Origin of the sequence: Massilia atriviolacea, assembly GCF_003953935.1 — a bacterium.
In the GTDB taxonomy this organism is placed as follows: domain Bacteria; phylum Pseudomonadota; class Gammaproteobacteria; order Burkholderiales; family Burkholderiaceae_D; genus Telluria_A; species Telluria_A atriviolacea.
Genome location: NZ_RXLQ01000004.1, coordinates 535,312 through 557,148 on the forward strand (window position 1 = coordinate 535,312; position 21,837 = coordinate 557,148).

Sequence of the window (21,837 nt, forward strand, 5' to 3'; positions counted from 1 at the left end):
TTGGGCCGGCATCGGCTTTGCCGGCCCGATTTCATGTATGCTCTTCTGCCATTATTCTTCTCGGAGACCCGCCATGCACAAGCTGTCCGCCATCGGTATTTTGCTCGCTTGCGGCAGCGCGCAAGCTGCCACCCAGACCATCGATTGCGCCCGCCTGCTCGATGTCAAGGCCGGCGTCTGGCGCGAGAAGGTGAGCATCGTGGTCGAAGACGGCGCCATCAAGTCGGTCGCTCCGATGAACGCCGGCGCGGGCGCGGCCCCCGGCCGCATCGACCTGTCGGCCCACTCCTGCCTGCCCGGCCTGATCGACATGCACGTGCACCTGACCGGCGAAACCCAGAAGCAGGCCGACGCCCTGCGCGACGCCATCAGCCTCAATCCGGCCGACCATGCCTACCGCTCCGTCATCTTTGCCGAGCGCACCCTGAAGGCCGGTTTTACCACCGTGCGCGACCTGGGCGCCGGCGATGGGCTCAATGTCTCGCTCAAGCGCGCCATTGCGGCCGGCAGCATTCCGGGACCGCGCATGTTCACCTCGGGTAAATCGATTGCGACCACCGGCGGGCACGCCGATCCGACCAACAATTTTTCGCACCGCCTGAGCCACGCGCTGGGCACGCCCGGGCCGAACGAAGGCGTGGTCAACAGCGCGGAAGGCGCGCGCGAAGCGGTGCGCGCGCGCTACAAGGAAGGTGCGGACCTGATCAAGGTCACCGCCACCGGCGGCGTGTTGAGCCAGGCCCGCAGCGGCCAGAATTCGCAGTACACCGAAGACGAACTGCGCGCCATCGTCAGCACCGCCAGGGACTACGGCTTCCGCGTCGCGGCCCACGCGCACGGCGCCGAAGGCATGAAGCGCGCGCTGCGCGCCGGGATCGACTCGATCGAACACGGCACCATGATGGACGACGAAACCATCGCCCTGTTCAAGAAACACGGCGCCTGGTTCGTGCCCACCATTTCGGCCGGCCGCTACGTGGCCGACAAGGCCAGGGAGCCGGATTACTATTCGCCGCTGGTGCGCCCGAAGGCGGCCGCCATCGGCCCGCAGATCCAGGCCACCTTCGCTCGCGCCTACAAGGCGGGCGTGAAGATCGCCTTCGGCACCGACGCCGGCGTTTTCCCGCATGGCGACAACGCCAGGGAATTCGCCTACATGGTCGAAGCGGGCATGCCGCCGCTCGAAGCGATCCGCTCGGCCACCATCAACGCCGCCGCCCTGCTCGACCAGGGCACGCGCCTCGGTTCCGTGGAAGCGGGCTACGCGGCCGACATCATCGCCGTCACGGGCGACCCGCTGCGCGACATCGCGCTGATGCAGCAGGTGCGCTTCGTCATGAAAGACGGCGTGATCTACAAACAACCATAACTTCCACTCAAGGAGAACCCATGCTGTACCAGAAAACCACGCAATCGATGATTGCCATCTTCGCCATGCTGGTGGCGGTGACCGGCTCCGTGCACGCTGAAAGCGCGGCGCCGAAGCTGGCCAACGTGACCATCCTGGCCACCGGCGGCACCATCGCCGGCACCGGCGCCTCCAGCACCACCACGGTCGGCTACACCGCCGCCACGGTGGGCGTGCAAAGCCTGATCAAGGCGGTGCCGGAACTGGCCAAGGTGGCCAACGTCACAGGCGAACAGGTGTTCCAGATCGCCAGCGAGAACATGAGCAACGAGCATTGGCTGACCCTCGCCAAGCGCGTCAACGTGCTGCTGGCGCAGAACAATGTCGACGGCATCGTCATCACCCACGGCACCGACACGCTGGAAGAAACCGCCTACTTCCTGGACCTGGTGGTCAAGAGCCGCAAGCCGGTGGTGCTGGTCGGCGCCATGCGGCCATCGACCGCGCTGTCGGCCGACGGCCCGATCAACCTGTATAACTCGGTGCTGCTGGCGGCGAGCCCCGAGGCGGCCGGCAAGGGCGTGCTGGTGGCGATGAACGACCAGATCCAGTCCGCGCGCGATGTGTCGAAGGTCAATACCTCGACCCTGGACAGCTTCCGCAGCAGCGAATTGGGCTTCCTCGGCTACATCCAGGGCGGCAAACCGTTCTTCTATCGCCAGTCGCTGCGCAAGCACACCACCGAGACCGAATTCGATATCGGCGCGCTGCAGTCGCTGCCGCAGGTCGACATCGTGTACGGTTACGCGAACATGAATCCGGTGGCGGTCGACGCCTTCATGGCCGCCGGCGCGAAGGGCATCATCCACGCGGGCGTCGGTGACGGCAGCCTGGCCGCCAAAGTGGTGCCGTCCTTGAAAGCGGCGCGCGCCAAGGGCGCGATCGTCGTGCGCGCCAGCCGCGTGGGCCAGGGGATTTTGGCGCGCAACGGCGAAGCCAACGACGACCAGCTCGACTTCGTGGCGGCCGATACGCTCAATCCGCAAAAGGCGCGCATCCTGCTGATGCTGGCGCTGACCAAGACCAACAGCACCAAGGAAATCCAGCGCATGTTCTACACGTACTGAGAGCCGATCTACTGAGATAGACTCCAAGCGCTTCAGGGGCGGGCGCCACGCGTCCGCCCTGTCACTCCACTTCGAGCGGCGACCCCGCCGCTTCTTCCTCCTGCCTTGCCTGCTGGCGTTCCCACATCTGCGCGTACAAGCCGTTCGCCCCCAGCAGCGCCAGGTGCGTCCCCCTTTCCACAATCCGTCCGTGGTCGAGCACCAGGATCTGTTCGGCGTCGGCCACGGTCGACAGGCGGTGCGCGATCACCAGGGTGGTGCGGTTCTTCGCGATTTCCTTCAATTGCGCCTGGATCGCCTGTTCGGCCTTGGAGTCGAGGGCGGAAGTGGCTTCGTCGAAGATCAGGATCGCCGGGTCCTTGAGCAGGGTGCGCGCAATGGCCACGCGCTGCTTTTCGCCGCCCGACAGTTTCAGCCCCCGTTCGCCGACCATGGTGGCGTAACCGTCCGGCAGCGATTCGATGAAGTCGTGGATCGAGGCGGCGCGCGCGGCGGCCACGATGTCCTCCTTGCCGGCGCCCGGTTTGCCGTAGGCGATGTTGTATTCGATGGTGTCGTTGAACAGCACCGTATCCTGCGGCACGATGCCGATCGCGCGGCGCAGCGATTCCTGGGTGACGTTGCGCAGGTCCTGGCCGTCGATGGCGATGCTGCCGCTGTTGACGTCATAAAAGCGGAACAACAGGCGCGACAAGGTCGACTTGCCCGAGCCGCTGTGGCCCACCACGGCGGTGGTGGTGCCGGCCGCAATCGTGAAATCGACGTCGAACAGGATCTGGCGCTTGGCTTCGTAGCTGAAGTTCACGTTCGAGAACGCGACCTGGGCGCCGTGGGTAACGAGTGTCCTGGCGTCCTTGCTGTCGGCCACTTCGCGGTTCTGGTCCAGCAGCGAAAACAGGCGCTCCATGTCGGCCAGGCTTTGCTTGATTTCGCGGTAGATCACGCCGAGGAAGTTGAGCGGAATGTACAGCTGGATCATGAAGGAATTCACCAGCACCAGGTCGCCCAGGGTCATGGTGCCGGCGATCACGCCTTCGGTCGCGCGCCACAGGATCAGGGTGACGGCGGTGGCGATGATCAGCGACTGGCCGGTGTTCAGGACCGAGAGCGAGGTTTGCGACTTGACGCCGGCATTCTCGTAGTTCTTCAGGCCTTCGTCGTAGCGCGCCGCTTCGTAGTCTTCGTTGCCGAAGTACTTGACGGTTTCGTAGTTGATCAGCGAGTCGATGGCCTTGGTGTTGGCCTTGGAATCGAGGTCGTTCATGGTGCGCCGGAAGTGGGTGCGCCAGTCGGTCACGATGACGGTGAACGCGATATAGGTCACCAGCGCCACGCCGGTGATCGCGCTGAACCAGATGTCGTAGTGGGTTACCAGGTAGCCCAGCACCAGCGTGATCTCGACCAGGGTCGGCAGGATGTTGAACAGGGTGTACGAGATGAGCGAACTGACGCCGCGCGTACCGCGTTCGATATCGCGCGTCATGCCGCCGGTCTGGCGGTTCAGGTGAAAGCGCAGCGACAGCGCATGCAGGTGGCGGAACACGCGCAGGGCGATGGTGCGCACCGCGCGCTGGGTAACGCGCGCGAACAGGAATTCGCGCAGCTCGGTAAACACCGTGGTCGACAGGCGCAGCAGGCCGTAGGCCACCAGCGCGCCGAGCGGCAGCACCAGCAGCGCCCTGGGGTTGGACGGGTCGATGGTCAGCTGGTCGATCAGCTGCTTCATCACCAGCGGCACGCCGACGTTGGCCAGCTTGGCCGCGATCAGGCAGCCGAGGGCCGCCATCACGCGCCATTTGTAGACCCACAGGTAGGGAATCAGGGTTGTCAGGGTGCCCCAGTCGCTGCGGCGCGGGGCGTTCGGGTCGGTCGGAGGCGGGGGTGAGGAATTACGGCGCATGGCGGAGCTCGGGGATTTGTGGTTCAATTCCGGTCGATTGTAGCCCTTCAAGAGATTTTACGATGACCACGCCAGAAAACGCCGCACCCGCTTGCACTCCCGCGCCAGCCACCCGAGGACTCCCAGCCGGCAGAATGCCGGAGCTGCGCGTCATGCCCGCGCCGTCCGACGCCAACGTCTACGGCGACGTGTTCGGCGGCTGGATCATGGCGCAGGTCGACATCGCCGGTTCGCTGCCGGCCACGCGGCGCGCCAACGGCCGCGTCGCCACCATTGCGGTCAATTCCTTCGTCTTCAAAAATCCCGTGTTCGTCGGCGATCTGCTGTCTTTTTATGCAGAAATCACCAAGGTCGGCAATACCTCGATCACCGTCTACGTGGAAGTCTACGCCGAGCGTAACCGCCTGCAGGCCAACACCGTCAAGGTGACCGAGGCCACCCTGACGTATGTGGCCACGGGCGACGACCGCAAGCCGCGCAAGGTGCCGGCGCTCGATGAACTGATTTTCCCGCAAGAGCGCTAGGCGGTGCACGCACAGCGCCGCCAGTTCCTGCACGCCGCCGCGCTGGCGGCGGGCGGCATCGCGCTGCCGGGCGCGCACGCGCGTGCGGCCGGGACCAGCTACCCTTTCAGCCTGGGGGTGGCCTCCGGCTCTCCCCTGCCCGATTCGGTGGTGCTGTGGACGCGCATCCTGAACGACCCCTTGAATGCCGCGAGCACGCCGGCGGTCGCGTTTTCGGTGCGCTGGGAAGTGGCGCACGACCAGGCGTTTACCCGCATCGCGGCCAGGGGCACGGCCAGCGCGCTGCCGGCGCTGGCGCACAGCGTGCACGTGGACGTGCGCGGACTCGAACCTGCGCGCTGGTACTGGTATCGCTTCATGCTGGGCGACGCCGTCAGCCCGGCCGGGCGCACGCGCACCGCGCCGGCGCCCGACAGCATGCCGGGCGCGCTCAAGCTGGCGGTGGCCTCGTGCCAGCACTGGGAATTCGGCAGCTATGCGGCGCATCGCCATCTCGCGGCCGCCGCGCCGGACCTGGTGGCGTTTTTGGGCGACTATATCTATGAGTGGGGACCGTACCGCCTGACGCATCCGGCCTCCGCGCTGCGCACGGCGGAATCGTTTTCGCTGGCCGAGTACCGCGCCCGTTATGCGCAGTACAAGAGCGACGCCGATCTGCAGGGCGCGCACCTGGCGGCGCCGTGGATCGTGACCTGGGACGATCACGAGGTCGGCAACGATTACGCGGCCGACCGCGACGAGCGGCTGGCCGCCGATTTTGCGCTGCGGCGCGCGGCGGCCTACCAGGCGTTTTACGAGCATATGCCGCTGCGGCTGGCGCTGGCGCGGCCCGGCGACTATGGCGCCATGCGCATGTACCAGCGCTACGACTGGGGGCGGCTGGCGCGCTTTCATGTGCTGGACGACCGCCAGTACCGCGCCGCGCATGCCTGCGGGCCGGCGGGACGGGGCGGTTCGAGTTCGGTCACGCGCGCCTGCGCGGCGCTGCGCGACCCGGGCCGCACGATGCTGGGACGCGAGCAGGAAGCGTGGCTGGCCGAGGGCCTCGACTCCTCCCGGGCGCGCTGGAACCTGATCGCGCAGCAAACGCCGATGGCGCAATCGAGCCAGCTGCCGGTGCTCAAACCTGCCGACGGGCGCTTCTGGACTGACGGCTGGGATGGGTATCCGGTCGCGCGCCAGCGCCTGTTCGATGCGCTGGGCAAGAGCGGCGCGGCCAATCCGGTGGTGCTGGCGGGCGACGTGCACACCTTTTATGCGTCGGACCTGCAGAGGGATTTCAACCGGCCGGCCTCGAAAAGCAATCCGGTGATCGCGACCGAGTTTTGCGGGACCTCGGTGACCTCCAGCTCGCGCCCGCAGGCGCGCACCCTGCAGTACCTGGAGATGAACCGGCATACCAGGTACGGGCGCAGCGACAAGCGCGGCTTCATGCTGATGGAGGTAAGGCCCGAGAAAACCACGACCGTGTTCGTCGGGCTCGACGATGTGCGCAACGCGCAGTCGGGCAAGGCGACGCTGGCGACCTTCGAAGTCGCCAGCGGCAAGCCCGGTGCGCGCCAGGTGTAGCAATGACATCGAGCTCCGTCGTCCCCGCCTGCGCGGGGATGACGGTAGTTAAGCCGCCGGCGCGGGCTCGCGCAGTTCGCGGCGCAGGATCTTGCCGACGTTGGTTTTTGGGAGCTCGGTGCGGAACTCGATGTACTTCGGCTTCTTGTAGGCCGTGAGCTGCTCCTTGCAGAATTCGAGCAGGTCTTCGGCGGTCAGGTTCGGGTCCTTGCGCACCACGAACAGCTTGACCGCTTCGCCCGAATTATGGTCCGGCACACCGATGCAGGCACATTCGAGCACGCCCGGATGCGAGGAGATCACGCCTTCGATTTCGTTCGGATAAACGTTAAAGCCCGACACCAGGATCATGTCCTTCTTGCGGTCGACGATCTTGGTGTAGCCGCGTTCGTCCATGATGCCGATGTCGCCGGTCTTGAAGAAGCCGTCGGCGGTGATCGACTTGGCGGTTTCGTCGTCGCGCTTCCAGTAGCCGGCCATGACCTGCGGGCCGCGGATGCCGATTTCGCCACGCTCGCCGAGCGGCACCTGCTTGCCGTTGTCGTCGAGGATGGCGATGTCGGTGGACGGATACGGCAGGCCGATCGAGCCGGTGAATTCGGTGATATCGCAGCGGTTGGCGGTGGCCACCGGCGACGTTTCGGACATGCCGTAGCCTTCGATGATCGGGGTGCCGGTCAGCTTGAGCCAGCGGTCCGCCACCGACTGCTGCACCGACATGCCGCCGCCGTTGCACACCTTGAAGCTGGAAAAATCGAGCTTGGCGAATTCGGCGTTGTTGAGCAGGCCGTTGTACAGGGTATTCACGGCCGGGAAGACGTTGATGCGGTACTTGCCCAACTCCTTGACGAAGCCCGGCATGTCGCGCGGGTTCGGAATCAGCACATTCATGCCGCCCAGGCGCGTGGACATCAGCGCGCACACGGTCAGCGAGTAGATGTGGTACAGCGGCAGCGCGCACATGAATTGCAGCTGCTGGCCCTTGGGCAGGGTGTCGAGGGTCGGCTGCAGCCAGGCTTCGTTCTGCAGCACGTTGGCGATCACGTTCTTGTGCAGCAGGACCGCGCCCTTGGACACGCCGGTGGTGCCGCCGGTGTACTGCAGGAAGGCGATGTCGTCGTGGCCCAGGGTGGCCGGGGTGAGCGTCAGGCGCGCGCCTTCGGCCAGCACCTTGTTGAAGGCGATCGCGTTCGGCAGCGAGAACGACGGCACCAGTTTTTTGACCTTGCGCACCACCAGGTTGACGATCATGCCTTTCAGGGGACCGAGCAGGTCGCCCATGGAGGCCAGGATGATGTGCTTGACCTGGGTCTTGGCCAGCACTTCCTGCACCGTGTGCGCAAAGTTTTCCAGCACGATGATCGCTTCGGCGCCCGAATCGATCATCTGGTGCTGCAGTTCGCGCGGGGTGTAGAGCGGGTTGACGTTGACGATCACGTAGCCGGCGCGCAGCACGGCGGCCATGGCCACCGGATACTGGAGCACGTTGGGCAGCATGATGCCGACGCGCGCGCCGGGTTTCAGGCCGCGGCTTTGCAGCCAGGCGCCCATCTGCGCCGACATGCGATCGAGTTCGGCGTAGGTGATGGACTTGTCCATGCAAACGTAGGCCTTGCGGTCGGCGTACTTGCGGAAAGCTTCTTCCAGCAGGTGGGTGAGCGAGCGGTATTGCGTGTAATCGATTTCCGCAGGCACGCCCGCCTGGTACGACTTGAGCCAAAACTTGTCCATCTATGCCTCGTCTTTTCTACTGTAACTGTTAATGCAAAAGACCGCCCGCAGGCGGTCGTGCCGCTGATTCAAAATGTACTTCTGGTCGGTTCGATCACCCTTGCGCCACATGCTTTTCGTCGCGCAGCACGCGGCGCAGGATTTTGCCGACGTTGGTTTTCGGGAGCTCGGTGCGAAATTCGATGTGCTTCGGCCGTTTGTAGCCGGTGAATTCCTGTTTGCAGTAAGCCATCAATTGTTCGACCGTCAGGTTGGGGTCCTTGCGCACCACGAAGACTTTCACCGCCTCGCCGGAATGCTCGTCCGGCACGCCGACGCAGGCGCATTCGAGCACTCCGGGGTGTCTGGCGATGACTTCTTCGAGTTCGTTCGGGTACACATTAAAGCCCGAGACCAGAATCATATCCTTTTTGCGGTCGACGATTTTAACGACGCCGTCCGCGTTCATGATGCCGACGTCGCCGGACTTGAAGAAACCGTCGGCCGTCATGACCTTGGCCGTTTCGTCCGGGCGGTTCCAGTAACCGGCCATGACCTGCGGTCCGCGGATGACGATCTCGCCCGGCTCGCCCAGCGCCACCGGCTGGCCGTTGTCGTCGACGATGGCCACCTCGGTCGACGGCACCGGCATGCCGATGGTGCCGGTGAACGCCATCAGGTCGGAGCGGTTGCTGATGGCGACCGGCGAGGTTTCGGACAGGCCGTAGCCTTCGATGATGCAGCTGCCGGTGAGCTGCTTCCATTTGTCGTTGACGACCCGCTGCATCGCCATGCCGCCGCCGTTGGAAATCTTCAGGCCGGAAAAATCGACCTTGCTGAAATCGGGATGGTTGAGCAGCGCATTGAACAGGGTGTTGACCGCCGGCAGCATGTTGATCTTGTATTTGCACAGTTCCTTGATCAAGCCGCCGATATCGCGCGGATTGGGAATCAGGATGTTCAGGGCGCCCACGCGCATGCCCCACATGGCGCAGCAGGTCAGCGCAAAGATGTGGTACATGGGCAGCGCGCACACGATCACCACCTGCTCGACCACGGGCGCCTTGGCCAGCGCCGGCTGCGACCAGGCTTCGCTTTGCAGCACATTGGCGATGATGTTGCGGTGGGTCAGGGTCGCGCCCTTGGATACGCCGGTGGTGCCGCCCGTGTACTGCAGGAAGGCGACATCGGTGGCGCTGGCCTTGACCGGCGTGAAGCTCATTCTTTCGCCCTGCGCCAGCACATCCCTGAAGCGCACGATATTGGGCAGCGAAAACGCCGGCACCATTTTCTTGACATTGCGCACGACAAAATTGACGATCGCGCCTTTCAGCCCGCCGAGCATCTCGCCCATGCTGGCCACCACGATGTGCTTGACCGGGGTCCTGGCGAGCACCTGTTCGAGCGTGTGGGCAAAATTTTCCAGGACGATGATCGCTTCGCTGCCGGAATCGGTGAGCTGGTGCTCCAGTTCGCGCGGGGTGTACAGCGGGTTGACGTTGACCACGCTGTAGCCGGCGCGCAGGATGGCGGCGATGGCGATCGGATATTGCAGCACGTTCGGCATCATCACGGCGACGCGCGCGCCTTTGGAGAGGCCGCGGCTCTGGAGCCAGGCCGCCATGCGTTTCGAATACTGGTCGAGCTCGCCATAGGTGAGGAATTTGTCCATGCACACATAGGCCTTGCGGGTCGCGAATTTCTGAAAGGACTCTTCCAGCAACTGCACCAGGGAACCATACTGGTCGGGATCGATCTCCGCAGGGACGTTCGCGGGATAGGATTTCAGCCAAATCTTGTCCATATGTGCCTTTGTCTCAATATGATCGTTATGGGTTCGGCGCACATTGCCGACCAGTATTTTCGCGCTCAAAAAAATAAACCGAGCGTGCGCTTTATTACGCTGTCTGCGATGCTATCGGGCGATGCGCTTGGACGCAAGCGCTTTTGCTGCTATTTCGGACGGGCTTGACGCACGCTACTATTGGTGCGGCGCCGCAACACCCATTGGTATGGAAGAAAAATTGGCGGCAGGCGTTCAGGCGCCCGCCAGCGCTTTCAGGCGGCGGTGGCGTTCCTCGCGGTCGAGTTCGGCCAGGGCTTTGGCGGCGGCGTAGAAACGCGGAAAGGTTTTCTCGCGCGCCAGCAAGGCGCGGAAGGCCGGGATGAAATCGTTGTAGGTGGCGATCGAGGCCAGGTGGGCGTTCGAAAGCGGTTCGGCGAAGAAGCGGTCGTAGCCGGCGTAGCCGCCCCAGCTGGCCTTGAGGACCTGGTAATCGTCTTGCAGCTTCCGGAACAGGCGGGCTTTGGCGGCGCGTTTCTCGGCCACGCTGGCTTTGGAGGTGTAGGCCTGGTCGAGCGCGGCGCGGCAGTCCAGCAGCAGCGCGAGGAATTGCTTCTTGCGCGCCGAAATGTTGAGGTAGTTCTCGCGCATGGTTTCGTTGCCGTAACCGCTGAGCCAGCGTTCCACCCCGGCCTCTTCCACCGCGCTGGCGAAGGATTCGTTAAATTGCGAGTCGCCCGCCACGTACACCACCTGGTGCGACAGTTCGTGGAAGATCAGGCGCGCCAGTTCGGCGTCGGGATAGTGGATGAAGGTGGAAATGAGCGGATCGTTGAACCAGCCCAGGGTGGAATAGGCCGGCACGCCGCCGACCTGGACATCGTTGCCTTCGGCGCGCAGTTCGCGCGCGTACTCAAGCGCATCGTCCTTGCTGTAATAGCCGCGGTAGGTGACGCAGCCGGCCACCGGGAAGCACCACTGGATCGGCCGGAGCGACAGTTCGGGCGCGGCCACCACGTTCCACAGCACGAAGGGCCGGGTCAGGGCCGCGTAGTTCTTGTAGCTGTTGTTGTCGGGCAGGCCCAGTTCCTTGACGGCGAAGGTGCGGATCTGGCGCGCCGTGGCCAGGCGCACGCGCAGCCTGGCGTCGGTGGCGTTGTCGTTCAGCCAATCGTCGATGGGGCGCGCGTCGGACAGCAGGGTCAGCTGGCCCTGGGCCGCCTGGCGGTAATAATTCAGACTGGAACAACTCGCCAGCAGCAGTGCTGCGCTCGCCGCCATCAGGCCGTGCCGGGCCCGTCTGCTGAGTTTCATCCTGCACCCCCTTTGGGATTTCTAGGCCACTACTTTTTCCACCTGGACCAGGGTGTCGTAAAAGGTCGGCGCGCGGCCCATGTCGGTCAGGCGCTGGCTGGTCACTTCATTGGCGTTCTTGCCGTCGCTGGCCAGTTTCTTCCACCACACCGACAGGCCGACCACCAGGCCGGCGCGCGCTTTCGGCGTGACCCTTGCCTTGGCGACAAAGGAGCCACGGTCGTTGAAGATGCGCACCATCTGGCCATGCTCGATGCCGCGCGCGGCGCTGTCGTCGGGATGGATGTCCAGATGCGGCTCGCCTTCGGTCGCGCGCAGGCTGGTCACGTTCACAAACGTCGAATTGAGGAAATTGCGTGCCGGCGGAGAGATCATGGCGAGCGGATATTTTGCCGCCAGCAGCGGATTGCTGGCCACCGATTCGTACGGCGGAATATGCGCCGGCAGCGGATCGAGGCCGTCGGCGAGCATGCTGGCCGAATAGAATTCGCACTTGCCCGATGGCGTGGGGAAACCACCTTCGGCGAAGGGCGCGGCCGGCATGGACAGCTTTTGCCAGCCCTTGCGCTTGAGCGATTCCCAGTCGAAATGGATCGCGCGCGGATGGCTGGCATCGAACGATTGCGCGGCCAGCTGGTCGTCGGTTTCCTTGAAGCAGGGATCGTCGAAACCCATGCGCGCGGCCAGCAGGCGGAAGATTTCCGTGTTGGGCTTGGCCTCGCCCAAGGGCGCGATGGCGGCGTTATTGGCCATCATGTACAGGTGGCCGTAGGTGCTGTGGGCATCCACGTGTTCCAGCTGGGTGGTGGCGGGCAAGAGGATGTCGGCGTAGTCGGCGCTGTCGGTCTGGAAATGTTCGAGCACGACGGTAAACAGGTCGTCGCGCGCGAAGCCGCGCATGACCTTGCCGGAATCGGGAGCGATCGCCAGCGGGTTGGCGTTGTAGACGATCACCGCTTCGATCTTCGGACCGAATGCATCCGACGTGTCGCGCAGCAGGTCGTCGCCGATGGTGGTCATATTGATGGTGCGCACGGGATGCTTGAGCAGATCCGGACGCTGCAGCTTTTGCTTGTTGGTCGGAAAAGACCCCGAGGATGAGAGCTGCACGCCGCCGGCCGGATGGCGCCAGGCGCCCACCAGCGCCGGCAGGCAGGTGATGTTGCGCACGGCCATGCCGCCGCCGCGCACCCGCTGCACGCCGTAATTGGTGCGGATCGCCACCGCTTCGCCGCGCCGCGCGGTGTCGCCGTAGTCGCGCGCCAGGTTCTCGACTTCCTCGGCAGTAATGCCGCAGGTCTCGGCCACCCGCTGCGGCGGCCATGCGGCGGCGCGCTCCTTGAGTTGCTCGTAGCCCAGGGTGTAGCGGGCGATGTAATCCGCGTCGACCAGATTGTCGCGGATCAGCACGTGCATCATGCCCAGCGCCAGCGCGGTGTCGGTGCCGGGCAGCAGCGCAATGTGCTGGTGGCATTTTTCGGCCGTCAGGGAACGGTAGGGATCGATGGCGATCAGGCGCGCGCCCTTGCGCTTGGCTTCCTGCGCGCGCATCCAGAAATGCAGGTTGGAGGCGATCGGGTTGCCGCCCCAGATGATGATCAGCTTGGCATCCTGGAACTGCTCGACATCGGTGCCGATGGTGGCGCCGATGGTGTATTTGTATCCGGTGAATCCGGCCGTGGCGCAGATGGTGCGGTCGAGCAAGGAGGCGCCGAGGTGGTGGAAAAAGCGCGCCGACATCGAATCGCCCTGCACCAGGCCCATGGTACCGGCGTAGCTGTAGGGCAGGATGGCTTGCGGGGCGCGCGCGGCGATTTCTGTCAAGCGGCTGGCAATGGTGCCGATCGCCTCCTCCCAGCTGATGCGCTCGAACTTGCCCTCGCCCTTGTTGCCGACGCGGCGCATCGGATGCAGCAGGCGTTCGGCATGGTAGGTGCGGTCGGCATAGCGCGACACCTTGGTGCACAGCACGCCGGCCGTGGTCGGATGGTCGGGGTCGCCTTTGACTTCGGTGGCAACGCCGTCTTCCACGGTAATCAACAGGGCGCAGGTATCGGGACAGTCGTGCGGGCAGGTCGCCCTCACTTGGGTGGTGGTCATTGCAAGATCCAGGGAAACAGGCGTTGAAACCATTACTTTATACGATTCCGGGGCCGTTGATGAGAAGCCGGGCCGGTCTGGCCGGGCGATCCCCAGAAGGGCTACAAAACTGCCACAAATGGGTTAACATTCCAGCATCAGTGGAGAATGATATGAACCTTGTTGAACCGATCATCGCCTTCCAGAGTGCGCTCGAACAGATCCGGCGCGACCTGCATGCGCACCCGGAACTGTGTTACGAAGAGGTACGCACCGCCGATGTCGTGGCGGCCCGCCTGACCGAATGGGGCATCCCCATCGTGCGCGGCCTGGGGCTGACGGGCGTGGTGGGCATCATCCGGAACGGCACTTCCAGGCGCGCGATCGGCCTGCGCGCCGACATGGATGCCTTGCCCATGCAGGAAGTCAACAGCTTCGAGCACGCCTCCCGCCATCCGGGCAAGATGCACGCCTGCGGCCACGACGGCCACACGGCCATGCTGCTCGGGGCGGCGCATCACCTGGCCAAGCACCGCAATTTCGACGGCACCGTGTACCTGATCTTCCAGCCGGCCGAAGAAGGCGGCGGCGGCGCGCGGCGCATGATGGAGGACGGCCTGTTCGAGCAGTTCCCGATGGATGCCGTGTACGGCATGCATAACTGGCCGGGCATGCCGATGGGCACCTTCGGCGTGGTGGCGGGGCCGATGATGGCGTCCAGTAACGAATTCCGCGTCGTGGTGAAGGGCAAGGGTTGCCATGCGGCCCAGCCGCACCGCGGCGTCGACCCGGTCATGGTGGCGGTGCAGATCGCCCAGGCATGGCAGACCATCATCTCGCGCGAGAAAAGTCCGCTCGATACGGCGGTGTTGTCGATCACGCAAATCCATGCGGGCAGCGCCACCAATGTGATTCCCGACGAGGCGGTGCTGATCGGCACCGTGCGCACCTTCACCACGCCGGTGCTGGACCTGATCGAACGGCGCATGGGCGAGATGGCGCAGCACTGCGCGGCCGGCTTCAACGCCACGGTCGACTTCCATTTCAGGCGCAACTATCCGGCGCTGGTCAATCATGCGCGCGAGACGGCGTATGCGGTCGAGGCCATGACGGCCGTGGTGGGGGCGGACAAGGTCAATGCCGACACCGAGCCGACCATGGGGGCGGAGGATTTCGCCTTCATGCTGCAGAAGATGCCCGGATGCTATGTGTTCATCGGCAATGGCGAAGGCGACCACCGGGCCGGCGGCCATGGACTGGGGCCGTGCCAGTTGCACAATGCCAGCTACGATTTCAACGACAATCTGTTGCCGATCGGCGCCAGCTACTGGGTGCGGCTGGCGGAGATGCAGCTGGCCGCGCGCTAGGGAAGCAACGTGGACTCCCGCCTGCGCGGGAGCGACGCTTACGGTAGCGGCAACTGGTCCGGCGCCGTGCCCAGACGTTGCCCCGGGTTCATTTTCTCCAGCGCCAGCAGGGCGGCGGCATGGTCGGCGCGGGGGAACTGCCCGACAATGCTGCGGTAGTTGGCGGTAACGGCCGAGGTGAGCGGCAAGACCAGGCCGGCGTCGGCGGCAGCCACCAGCACATTGTCCAGATCCTTGAGCTGGCTCGTGACCTGGCCGCCGGGAATGAAGTTGCGGTCCAGCATGCGCTGGCCGTGCAGTTCCAGGATGCGGCTGTCGGCAAAGCCGCCGCGTATCGCACTGCGCACGGCGGCCGGATCGGCGCCGGCGGCCTGGGCCAGCAGCAAGGCTTCGGCCACGATGTTCAAGGTAGCGCCCACGATCAACTGATTACACAGTTTGGCGACCTGGCCGCTGCCGGCGGGACCGACCAGGGTGGGCCTTCCCATCGCGCGCAGGACCGGCTCGGCCTTGCCAAAGTCATCGCTGGCGCCGCCGGCCATGATCGCCAGGCTGCCCGCTTGCGCGCCGGCAACACCGCCGGACACGGGGGCATCGAGGAAACGGATATGCTGCGCGGCAAGGCGCGCATGGAAGGCCAGGGCTTCGCCATGCTGGGTGGAACTCATGTCGATCCAGAGCGCGCCCGGTGGCAGGCTGGGCAGGGCCAGGGCGATCACCTCGCCCACCACGGCGCCGGACGCGAGCATGGAAATGACGATATCGGCCGCGCCGACGGCCTCGTCCAGCCGCGCGCAGGGATGGATGCCGGCCGGGCGCAGGGCCTCGGCTTTATCGGGAGAGCGGTTCCAGGCGCGCACGGTCCAGCCGGCGGCGGCCAGGCGGGTGGCCATCGGATGGCCCATCAGGCCGATGCCGAGAAAGGCGATGGTAGCGGTGGTCAGGGCAGCCTCCCAAGCTAAACATGGATGCGATGTTCAGCATCCGATTGAACAAATTGCACGCACACCCGATCCAAGGCGAGGTTTTTGCTTCGCCGGTACAATAGTGCATACGTTAATCATTATGAATTAGCGTGCCTATCTACGAAAGCCTTATCTATGTCCCTGTTAAACATGAAGCTGTGCGCCTCGCTGGCAACACTTGCGGTGATGGCCGCAGCCCCGTGCGCGTTTGCGTCCGATAAATTGATCGATCATGCGTCGCTGGAAGTCGGCGGCGGCGCCAAGGTCCAGATGGTCCGTTTCGGCGTGCAAAAAGACTGGAGCCAGCGCTGGTTCCAGTCCAACGGCACCCACATCAGCGGTTATTGGGATGCGTCGATTGCCCAATGGCGCGGCAATGCGTACCAGAACGTCGACGGCCAACACCAGAACATCACGAATATCGGTTTCACCCCGGTATTTCGTTTCCAGGCCGACGATCTGACCGGCTGGTATGGCGAGGCGGGCATCGGCCTGAACTTGCTGTCCAAGCGTTACGACAACGATTCGAATTACCTGTCGACCGCCTTCCAGTTCGGCGACCATATCGGCACCGGCTATGTCTTCGCCAATGGCTGGGATGTGGGCATGAAGATTCAGCACTTCTCGAACGGCGGCTACAAAAAGCCGAACAGCGGCGTGAACTTTCTGGTGCTGAAGGCCTCGCGCACATTCTGATGCACAATGTGTTGTGACAGCCCGAACGGCGCCGGATCCCCCTCCAGCGCCGTTTTTCATTGGCGGCTCAGTAAGCCGACAGGGCTTTGTCGAACTTGATCAGCCACAGGCGGCTCGGGCGTTCCTTGTCGGCGCCACGGCCGACGCGGATCCGGTTGGCGTCGCTGCAGCCGGCGCCATTGCCCGCCACGATGGCGCCGGCGGCGTTGACGTTGCATTTGGTGACGTCAGCGTCGGCCACGGTCTTGCCGTCCGCACTTGTGACGCGGGTAAGCATGCCGAAATCGTTGTCGTTCGTCAGCGCCAGGGTGCTGCCGTCGACCAGAGCCAGGCCTTCGGCTTTTTCGGCCAGCCAGCCGATCGCGTTCAAATCCAGCAGCAAGGTCTTTTTCAAAGGCACCACGCCGGCCCAGCTGGCGCCGTTCACGGCGCTGCCGCTCATGCTGCTTTTTTCCAGGTCGGACGTGTCCGGATTGAAACCCGGCGCGAGGATATTGCTGGCGTCGCCGATCTGGACCAGCATCAACTTGTTGAATACCTTGCCGTTGGCGCCGGCGCCCTGCTCGATGACGATGAATTTGCCGTTGCCCAGCGCCACCATGTCGCCCAGCTTGGCGTTGCCGGTGCGGCCGTCCGCGTACTCCTTGGCGTCGAGCGGGTAGGCGAACATGCGGGTGGTCGCGCCGGTAAGCGGGTCGAATTCGATCCAGCGCGTAAAGCGGGCGAAGCGCTCGACCTGCTCGTTCTTGCCGGTCACCGCGTAGGCGGCGCTGCCGTCGCTGAGCGGACTTTGCAGGAAGGCGTGGACCTTGTCGCTGGCCGTGTCGAGGGTCATGCCTTCCATGCCGCGATTGGCGCGGCGCTTGGCGAGGATGGCCGGCAAGCCGCTGCCGGGAGCATATTTGGCCTGGATCACGCCGCTGGTGGCGTCGATGCGCGCCAGGAAAGGGCCGTACTCGTCGCTGACCCAGAGGGCGTTGCGGCGCTGGTCGAGGGCAATGGCTTCGCTGTCGATGCCGCCGGCGTTGAACACTGCTTTGCCGGAAGGATCGAACTTCATGGCATCGAAGACGGGAATTTCGGCGGAGTTGCCGATCGAGCCGGCGGGGACAGGCAGGCCTGAGGCATTCACGCCGGCAGCCACCTTGATCGGCAAGCTGGCGCTCAGGGTGGCGCCATTTTTTCCGATGGTGAACACGCCGATCGATGGCGTGAAGCTGGGCGAAGGGAAAATCTTGCTGCCCATCGTGCCTTTGCCGTCCAGCGCGGGGACATTCGGGCCGTCACCGTTGGGGCCGCGGTCGGTCAGGCCGTAGAATTCCAGGTCGCCATTGGCATTCTTGCCCTTGAAAGCGAGTCCGGAGCCGTACGATGGCAGGAATCCCTGTGGAAATTCGGCCTTCACTGCCGCGTTGGCGCCTTCGTACGGGACGTGGAAGCCGGCCGCCGCCTTGACCTGGTAACGCGTCACGCTGGCGGCCACCTGGCCGAGCGGCGTGGACTGGGTGAATTGCTCGACGGCAGGCGTGCCGACGGTCGCGGCGAGGGTGTCTTCGAAATGTTCGCGCACCAGCATGCGGCGCTCGTCGTCGATGCCACGGGCGCCATAGGCACTGCCGGCGGCGGCCAGGCTGCCTGCCAGGGCAAGGTTGAAGGCGGGCGCGGCCGCACTGAAATCGAGGGTCTTGCCGGCCAGCGCAGCTTTTGCGTCGGCACCGAGCTTGATGCCGTTCGACGGGTCGTTATCTTCGTCGAGCAATTGCAAGGCCAGCAAGCGGTTGACTACCTTGGGGTCGGTCACCTTGCTTACTCCTGAAAGCGACAGCGGCGTCAACAGCGCGCCGCAGCTCGCGCTGCCGAATGCCATCCCGCCAATGCTGAAGGCAACTGTTTCGCCGACTATACAGGAGAACTCGCCTTTGGCATTGGTTGTCGCGCGCGCGCCGTTGCCGGCGACGTAGTCGAGCCCTTCGACGGCGGAATCGAGGAAGACGCCGGTTTGCGGGGCGGGCGTGCTGCGCACGGTGTCGCTGCTGCCACCGCAGCCGCTCACGGCCATGGCGGCCGCGGCTGCGATCAAGGAAAGTTGCGGGAGAAACTTCATGCAAGCCTCATCAAAGATGTCGTTCAAAAACGCCAGAGTGTACTGAGCGAGCGTGACCGCCGGATGACATGGCTGTTTGAGAAGGATCAACCATCACGCATTTTGAATTGAACTTTTAGTGAACAACCGCAGTAAGCTTTTTCCATCTGCCAGGCGGGAGGGCGTGACGATGCGAAAATGGATGCTGGCAATGCTGTTGGCGGCGGCCACTGCGCGTGCGGACGCGCAGAGCAGCTGGCTGACCGTGGACGCGGCGGCCTACCGCCTGCTGGACCCGGCCGTGCCGAGCGCGCGCCTGCATGCGGCGCCCGCCAGCGGCGCGGCCGGTCCGGCGGCGCTGCTGGTGGAAGTGCCGTCGGCCGATGTCGCCCGCGTGGCGCGCCTGCTGCACAAACGGCTGGGACATTGCGGCGGCTTCATGGCGCATGCCGACCAGGCCAGTGCGCAGCGCAGCCTGGCGCAGGGGGCGGCGGCGCCGATGGCCGGGCTGGCGCGGCCGGACTATCTGATCGCGAACCAGGCCAAGGTCACCCCCTTGCTGTCGGGTATGAGCGCCAAAAATATTGCCCGCACGATTGCTGGACTATCTGCCTTTCCCGACCGCTTTTACACCAGCCCGCACGGCGCCCGCGCGTCCGAGTGGCTGCGCAAAGACTGGGCCGCCGTGGGCGCGCGCCATGGCGGCGTGCTGGTCGAAACCTTCGCTCACGCAGGCTTTCCGCAGGCATCGGTGCTCGCCACCATCGCCGGGACCGACCTGGCCGACCAAGTCGTCGTGATCGGCGCCCATCTCGATTCGATCAATGCCAACGCCATGGACGAGCCCGGGCAGGCGCCCGGCGCCGACGACGATGCCTCCGGCGTGGCCGGCCTGACGGAAGTGTTGCGCGTGATCAGCGACGCCAGGTACCGGCCACGCCGCACCATCAAGCTGATCGCCTACGCGGCGGAAGAAGTCGGCTTGCGCGGCTCGCAGGACCTGGCGCGCGCGTTTCGCCAGGCCGGCATCCAGGTGGTCGGGGTGCTGCAGCTGGACATGATCAACTACAAGGGGGCCGACAAGGATATCTACCTGTTGCGCGATTACAGCAGTGCGGACCAGAACGCGTTCCTCAGGAAATTGATCGCCGCCTATTTGCCAGGCATTACGGTCGGCAGCGATTCCTGCGGTTATGCCTGCTCGGACCATGCCTCCTGGCACGCCGAAGGCTACCCGGCCTCGATGCCTTTCGAATCCTCGCTGGCGCAAGCCAATCCGCATATCCATAGCAAGAACGACACCCTCGCCAGTTCAGGCGGGCAAGCCGTGCATGCGTTGAAGTTCGCACGCCTCGCAGCCGCCTTTGCCATTGAGCTCGGCAGTTCCACACCTTAACGGCTCATGCTTAAGGGATACAAAATTGCCTTAAGTCATTGATTTATATATAGATTTACTGTGAACAAATTCCCACAATCTAGGTTGCATGGCACTTCCGCGTGATAATATTTTTTGCAAAGTATGTACAACCATTAAGCAGTACAGGCATCCGACCGGTGCAGCCATTTCGGCTGCATTGTTTTTGGATGAGCGCCGTCTGACCCACAAGTCACGCCATCGCTCGACAAATGGGCTACAACGCCCATCTATAAAAAAGGAAAATCCGATGGAGAACCAAGTGCACCAAATCCAGCGTCGTGCGATGCCTGCCCTGCTTGCGGTCCTGATTTCCGGGCTGCTGGCGACCACCCCTGCCACTGCTGCCGCCCCCGGCAAAGGGTGGATCACGGTGGGCGACACCGCGTACACGCATTTGCAAAAAGTAGCGCCGCAAGCGATTGCCCGCCAGAGTCAGGTTGTGAGGACCAACGACCAGGCCGGGCTTGTCGCTGCCGAGAGAGTTCACCTGGTGCAAGTGAACGAAGAAGAAATGCTGAAGCTGAACGAGTCGATCCACCACGAGCTCAAGCGCTGCGGCGGCTATATGTATCACGAGACCGAAGCCGAGGGCAAACGCGCGCTGGCCAAGCTGGCCTCGCCGCCGAGCGCGGCCAGCCTGGCGGCATTGGCCCGGCCGAGCTACACCATCGACAACCAGGCGCTGGTGACCCCGGTCCTGTCGCAAATGCAGGCAAGTAATATCGGCACGACGATTACCGAGCTGTCCTCGTTTACCAACCGCTTCTACACGACCACGGGCGGCTCCGACGCCTCCAACTGGCTCAAGCAAAAATGGGCCGGCATGGCCACCGGCCGTCCCGATATCACGGTGACGCAATTCACGCACAGCGGCTATAACCAGAAGTCGGTCATCGCGACGATTACCGGGACCGATAACCCATCCGAGGTGATCGTGCTCGGCGGCCACCTCGATTCGACGGTCGGTTCCGGCACCGGCGAAACCTCGCGCGCGCCGGGCGCCGATGACGATGCGTCGGGTATCGCCAGCATGACCGAAGTGCTGCGCGCGATGATCGCCAACGGCTACAAGCCGCGCCGCACCATCAAGATGATCGGCTATGCCGCCGAAGAAGTGGGCCTGCGCGGTTCGCAAGCGATCGCCCAGAACTTCAAGGCGAATAATGTGAATGTGGTCGGCGTCATGCAGCTCGACATGACCAACTACAAAGGCTCGGCCAACGATATTTATATCTATACCGATTACACCGACAGCGCGCAGAACACCTTTGTCGCCAATCTGATCACGACCTACCAGCCGACCCTGACGATCGGTTACGACAAGTGCGGTTACGGCTGCTCGGATCACGCTTCGTGGACGGCGCAGGGTTATTACGCATCGATGCCGTTCGAAACGGCGATGTCGCAGTCGAACCGGTATATCCACACGGTGAACGATACCTTTGCCAATGCCGGCGGCCAGGCCAATCACTCGCTCAAATTCGCGCGTCTGGCGGCATCGTTCGCGATCGAGCTGGGCAGCGATGGCGCGGCGCCAGGCGGTACCGACAAGACCGAAACGTTTACCGGCAGCCTGACCTCGGGCCAGAAGAAAACCTTCGGCCCGTTCAAGGCCGCTATCGGAACGGTGGTGTCGTCGACCACCGGAACGGGCGATACGGACCTGTATGTGCGTAAAACCTCGGTGCCGACCACCACCAGCTACACCTGCAAGTCGGATGGTTCGACCAGTACCGAAAACTGCACGGTGAATATGACCGCGAATGGCGATGTATATGTGCTGTTGAACGGTTATACGGCGTCGAGCTACACCTTGAAAGTGACGTACAAGCCGCAGTAATCGCTGCCCGCTGAGCGCTCCCGCCGCGCGCATGCCTGGTCCAGGCTGCGCGCGGCGTTTTTTTACGCGTCTCTGATATCCGCGGACGAAAAAAAACCCCGGTTTGCACCAAGCG

General features: G+C 64.0%; 15 protein-coding genes. 8 read left to right on the top strand and 7 right to left on the bottom strand.

Annotation, left to right across the window (positions count from 1 at the left end; all coding sequences use genetic code 11):
* Nucleotides 1–73 precede the first annotated feature (73 nt).
* Together EJB06_RS10435 and EJB06_RS10440 are read left to right on the top strand one after the other, a co-directional pair.
* Nucleotides 74–1,369, top strand: coding sequence for a metal-dependent hydrolase family protein (locus EJB06_RS10435; RefSeq protein WP_126073932.1), 1,296 nt, complete (start codon nucleotides 74–76; stop codon nucleotides 1,367–1,369).
* Between the two features lie 65 nt (nucleotides 1,370–1,434).
* Complete coding sequence (locus EJB06_RS10440; protein ID WP_229427012.1) at nucleotides 1,435–2,475, top strand: type II asparaginase; 1,041 nt, start codon at nucleotides 1,435–1,437, stop codon at nucleotides 2,473–2,475.
* 61 nt (nucleotides 2,476–2,536) lie between these two features.
* On the opposite strand, the gene EJB06_RS10445 is transcribed toward EJB06_RS10440, so the two are convergent.
* Nucleotides 2,537–4,375 carry an ABCB family ABC transporter ATP-binding protein/permease gene (locus tag EJB06_RS10445; RefSeq protein ID WP_126073934.1) on the bottom strand — a complete coding sequence of 613 codons (1,839 nt, stop codon included), beginning with the start codon at nucleotides 4,373–4,375 and terminating at the stop codon, nucleotides 2,537–2,539.
* A 62-nt stretch (nucleotides 4,376–4,437) separates the two neighbouring features.
* Here EJB06_RS10445 and EJB06_RS10450 point away from each other — a divergent pair, with 62 nt between their 5' ends.
* Nucleotides 4,438–4,899, top strand: a complete 462-nt coding sequence (locus tag EJB06_RS10450; RefSeq protein ID WP_126073935.1) for an acyl-CoA thioesterase — start codon at nucleotides 4,438–4,440, stop codon at nucleotides 4,897–4,899.
* A 3-nt stretch (nucleotides 4,900–4,902) separates the two neighbouring features.
* Nucleotides 4,903–6,468: an alkaline phosphatase D family protein gene (locus EJB06_RS10455; RefSeq protein ID WP_126073936.1), complete on the top strand. Its 1,566-nt coding sequence runs from the start codon at nucleotides 4,903–4,905 to the stop codon at nucleotides 6,466–6,468.
* A gap of 48 nt (nucleotides 6,469–6,516) precedes the next feature.
* On the opposite strand, the gene EJB06_RS10460 is transcribed toward EJB06_RS10455, so the two are convergent.
* The 4 genes from EJB06_RS10460 to EJB06_RS10475 form a co-directional block, all read right to left on the bottom strand.
* Nucleotides 6,517–8,199 (bottom strand): long-chain fatty acid--CoA ligase, encoded by a 1,683-nt coding sequence (locus tag EJB06_RS10460; protein ID WP_126073937.1) that lies wholly within the window; start codon nucleotides 8,197–8,199, stop codon nucleotides 6,517–6,519.
* A 94-nt stretch (nucleotides 8,200–8,293) separates the two neighbouring features.
* A complete protein-coding gene (locus tag EJB06_RS10465; protein WP_126073938.1) occupies nucleotides 8,294–9,982 on the bottom strand; it encodes a long-chain-fatty-acid--CoA ligase in 1,689 nt (562 codons plus the stop codon).
* Between the two features lie 234 nt (nucleotides 9,983–10,216).
* On the bottom strand, nucleotides 10,217–11,275 hold the full coding sequence (locus EJB06_RS10470; RefSeq protein ID WP_126073939.1) for an aminopeptidase: 1,059 nt from the start codon (nucleotides 11,273–11,275) through the stop codon (nucleotides 10,217–10,219).
* Nucleotides 11,276–11,296: 21 nt separating this feature from the next.
* Complete coding sequence (locus EJB06_RS10475; RefSeq protein ID WP_126073940.1) at nucleotides 11,297–13,375, bottom strand: molybdopterin-containing oxidoreductase family protein; 2,079 nt, start codon at nucleotides 13,373–13,375, stop codon at nucleotides 11,297–11,299.
* 152 nt (nucleotides 13,376–13,527) lie between these two features.
* On the opposite strand from EJB06_RS10475, the gene EJB06_RS10480 reads away from it, so the two are divergent.
* Nucleotides 13,528–14,721, top strand: coding sequence for a M20 aminoacylase family protein (locus EJB06_RS10480; protein ID WP_126073941.1), 1,194 nt, complete (start codon nucleotides 13,528–13,530; stop codon nucleotides 14,719–14,721).
* A gap of 38 nt (nucleotides 14,722–14,759) precedes the next feature.
* Here EJB06_RS10480 and EJB06_RS10485 read toward each other — a convergent pair whose 3' ends face one another.
* Nucleotides 14,760–15,665 (bottom strand): NAD(P)-dependent oxidoreductase, encoded by a 906-nt coding sequence (locus tag EJB06_RS10485; RefSeq protein WP_126073942.1) that lies wholly within the window; start codon nucleotides 15,663–15,665, stop codon nucleotides 14,760–14,762.
* 156 nt (nucleotides 15,666–15,821) lie between these two features.
* Here EJB06_RS10485 and EJB06_RS10490 point away from each other — a divergent pair, with 156 nt between their 5' ends.
* The gene (locus tag EJB06_RS10490) at nucleotides 15,822–16,382 is read left to right on the top strand and encodes an acyloxyacyl hydrolase (protein WP_198420801.1); all 561 of its coding nucleotides are present in this window, start codon (nucleotides 15,822–15,824) and stop codon (nucleotides 16,380–16,382) included.
* Between the two features lie 67 nt (nucleotides 16,383–16,449).
* Here EJB06_RS10490 and EJB06_RS10495 read toward each other — a convergent pair whose 3' ends face one another.
* Nucleotides 16,450–18,486 carry an esterase-like activity of phytase family protein gene (locus EJB06_RS10495; RefSeq protein WP_126073943.1) on the bottom strand — a complete coding sequence of 679 codons (2,037 nt, stop codon included), beginning with the start codon at nucleotides 18,484–18,486 and terminating at the stop codon, nucleotides 16,450–16,452.
* A gap of 169 nt (nucleotides 18,487–18,655) precedes the next feature.
* Here EJB06_RS10495 and EJB06_RS10500 point away from each other — a divergent pair, with 169 nt between their 5' ends.
* The gene (locus tag EJB06_RS10500) at nucleotides 18,656–19,861 is read left to right on the top strand and encodes a M20/M25/M40 family metallo-hydrolase (protein WP_126073987.1); all 1,206 of its coding nucleotides are present in this window, start codon (nucleotides 18,656–18,658) and stop codon (nucleotides 19,859–19,861) included.
* Nucleotides 19,862–20,165: 304 nt separating this feature from the next.
* Nucleotides 20,166–21,722 (top strand): M20/M25/M40 family metallo-hydrolase, encoded by a 1,557-nt coding sequence (locus tag EJB06_RS10505; protein ID WP_229427007.1) that lies wholly within the window; start codon nucleotides 20,166–20,168, stop codon nucleotides 21,720–21,722.
* The last annotated feature ends 115 nt before the right edge of the window (nucleotides 21,723–21,837 follow it).

Coding starts and splice junctions, on each gene's coding strand:
- EJB06_RS10435 (WP_126073932.1), top strand. CDS start 74: ATGCACAAGCTGTCCGCCATCGGTATTTTGCTCGCTTGCGGCAGCGCG.
- EJB06_RS10440 (WP_229427012.1), top strand. CDS start 1,435: ATGCTGGTGGCGGTGACCGGCTCCGTGCACGCTGAAAGCGCGGCGCCG.
- EJB06_RS10445 (WP_126073934.1), bottom strand. CDS start 4,375: ATGCGCCGTAATTCCTCACCCCCGCCTCCGACCGACCCGAACGCCCCG.
- EJB06_RS10450 (WP_126073935.1), top strand. CDS start 4,438: ATGACCACGCCAGAAAACGCCGCACCCGCTTGCACTCCCGCGCCAGCC.
- EJB06_RS10460 (WP_126073937.1), bottom strand. CDS start 8,199: ATGGACAAGTTTTGGCTCAAGTCGTACCAGGCGGGCGTGCCTGCGGAA.
- EJB06_RS10465 (WP_126073938.1), bottom strand. CDS start 9,982: ATGGACAAGATTTGGCTGAAATCCTATCCCGCGAACGTCCCTGCGGAG.
- EJB06_RS10470 (WP_126073939.1), bottom strand. CDS start 11,275: ATGAAACTCAGCAGACGGGCCCGGCACGGCCTGATGGCGGCGAGCGCA.
- EJB06_RS10475 (WP_126073940.1), bottom strand. CDS start 13,375: ATGACCACCACCCAAGTGAGGGCGACCTGCCCGCACGACTGTCCCGAT.
- EJB06_RS10480 (WP_126073941.1), top strand. CDS start 13,528: ATGAACCTTGTTGAACCGATCATCGCCTTCCAGAGTGCGCTCGAACAG.
- EJB06_RS10490 (WP_198420801.1), top strand. CDS start 15,822: ATGTCCCTGTTAAACATGAAGCTGTGCGCCTCGCTGGCAACACTTGCG.
- EJB06_RS10495 (WP_126073943.1), bottom strand. CDS start 18,486: ATGAAGTTTCTCCCGCAACTTTCCTTGATCGCAGCCGCGGCCGCCATG.
- EJB06_RS10500 (WP_126073987.1), top strand. CDS start 18,656: ATGCGAAAATGGATGCTGGCAATGCTGTTGGCGGCGGCCACTGCGCGT.
- EJB06_RS10505 (WP_229427007.1), top strand. CDS start 20,166: ATGCCTGCCCTGCTTGCGGTCCTGATTTCCGGGCTGCTGGCGACCACC.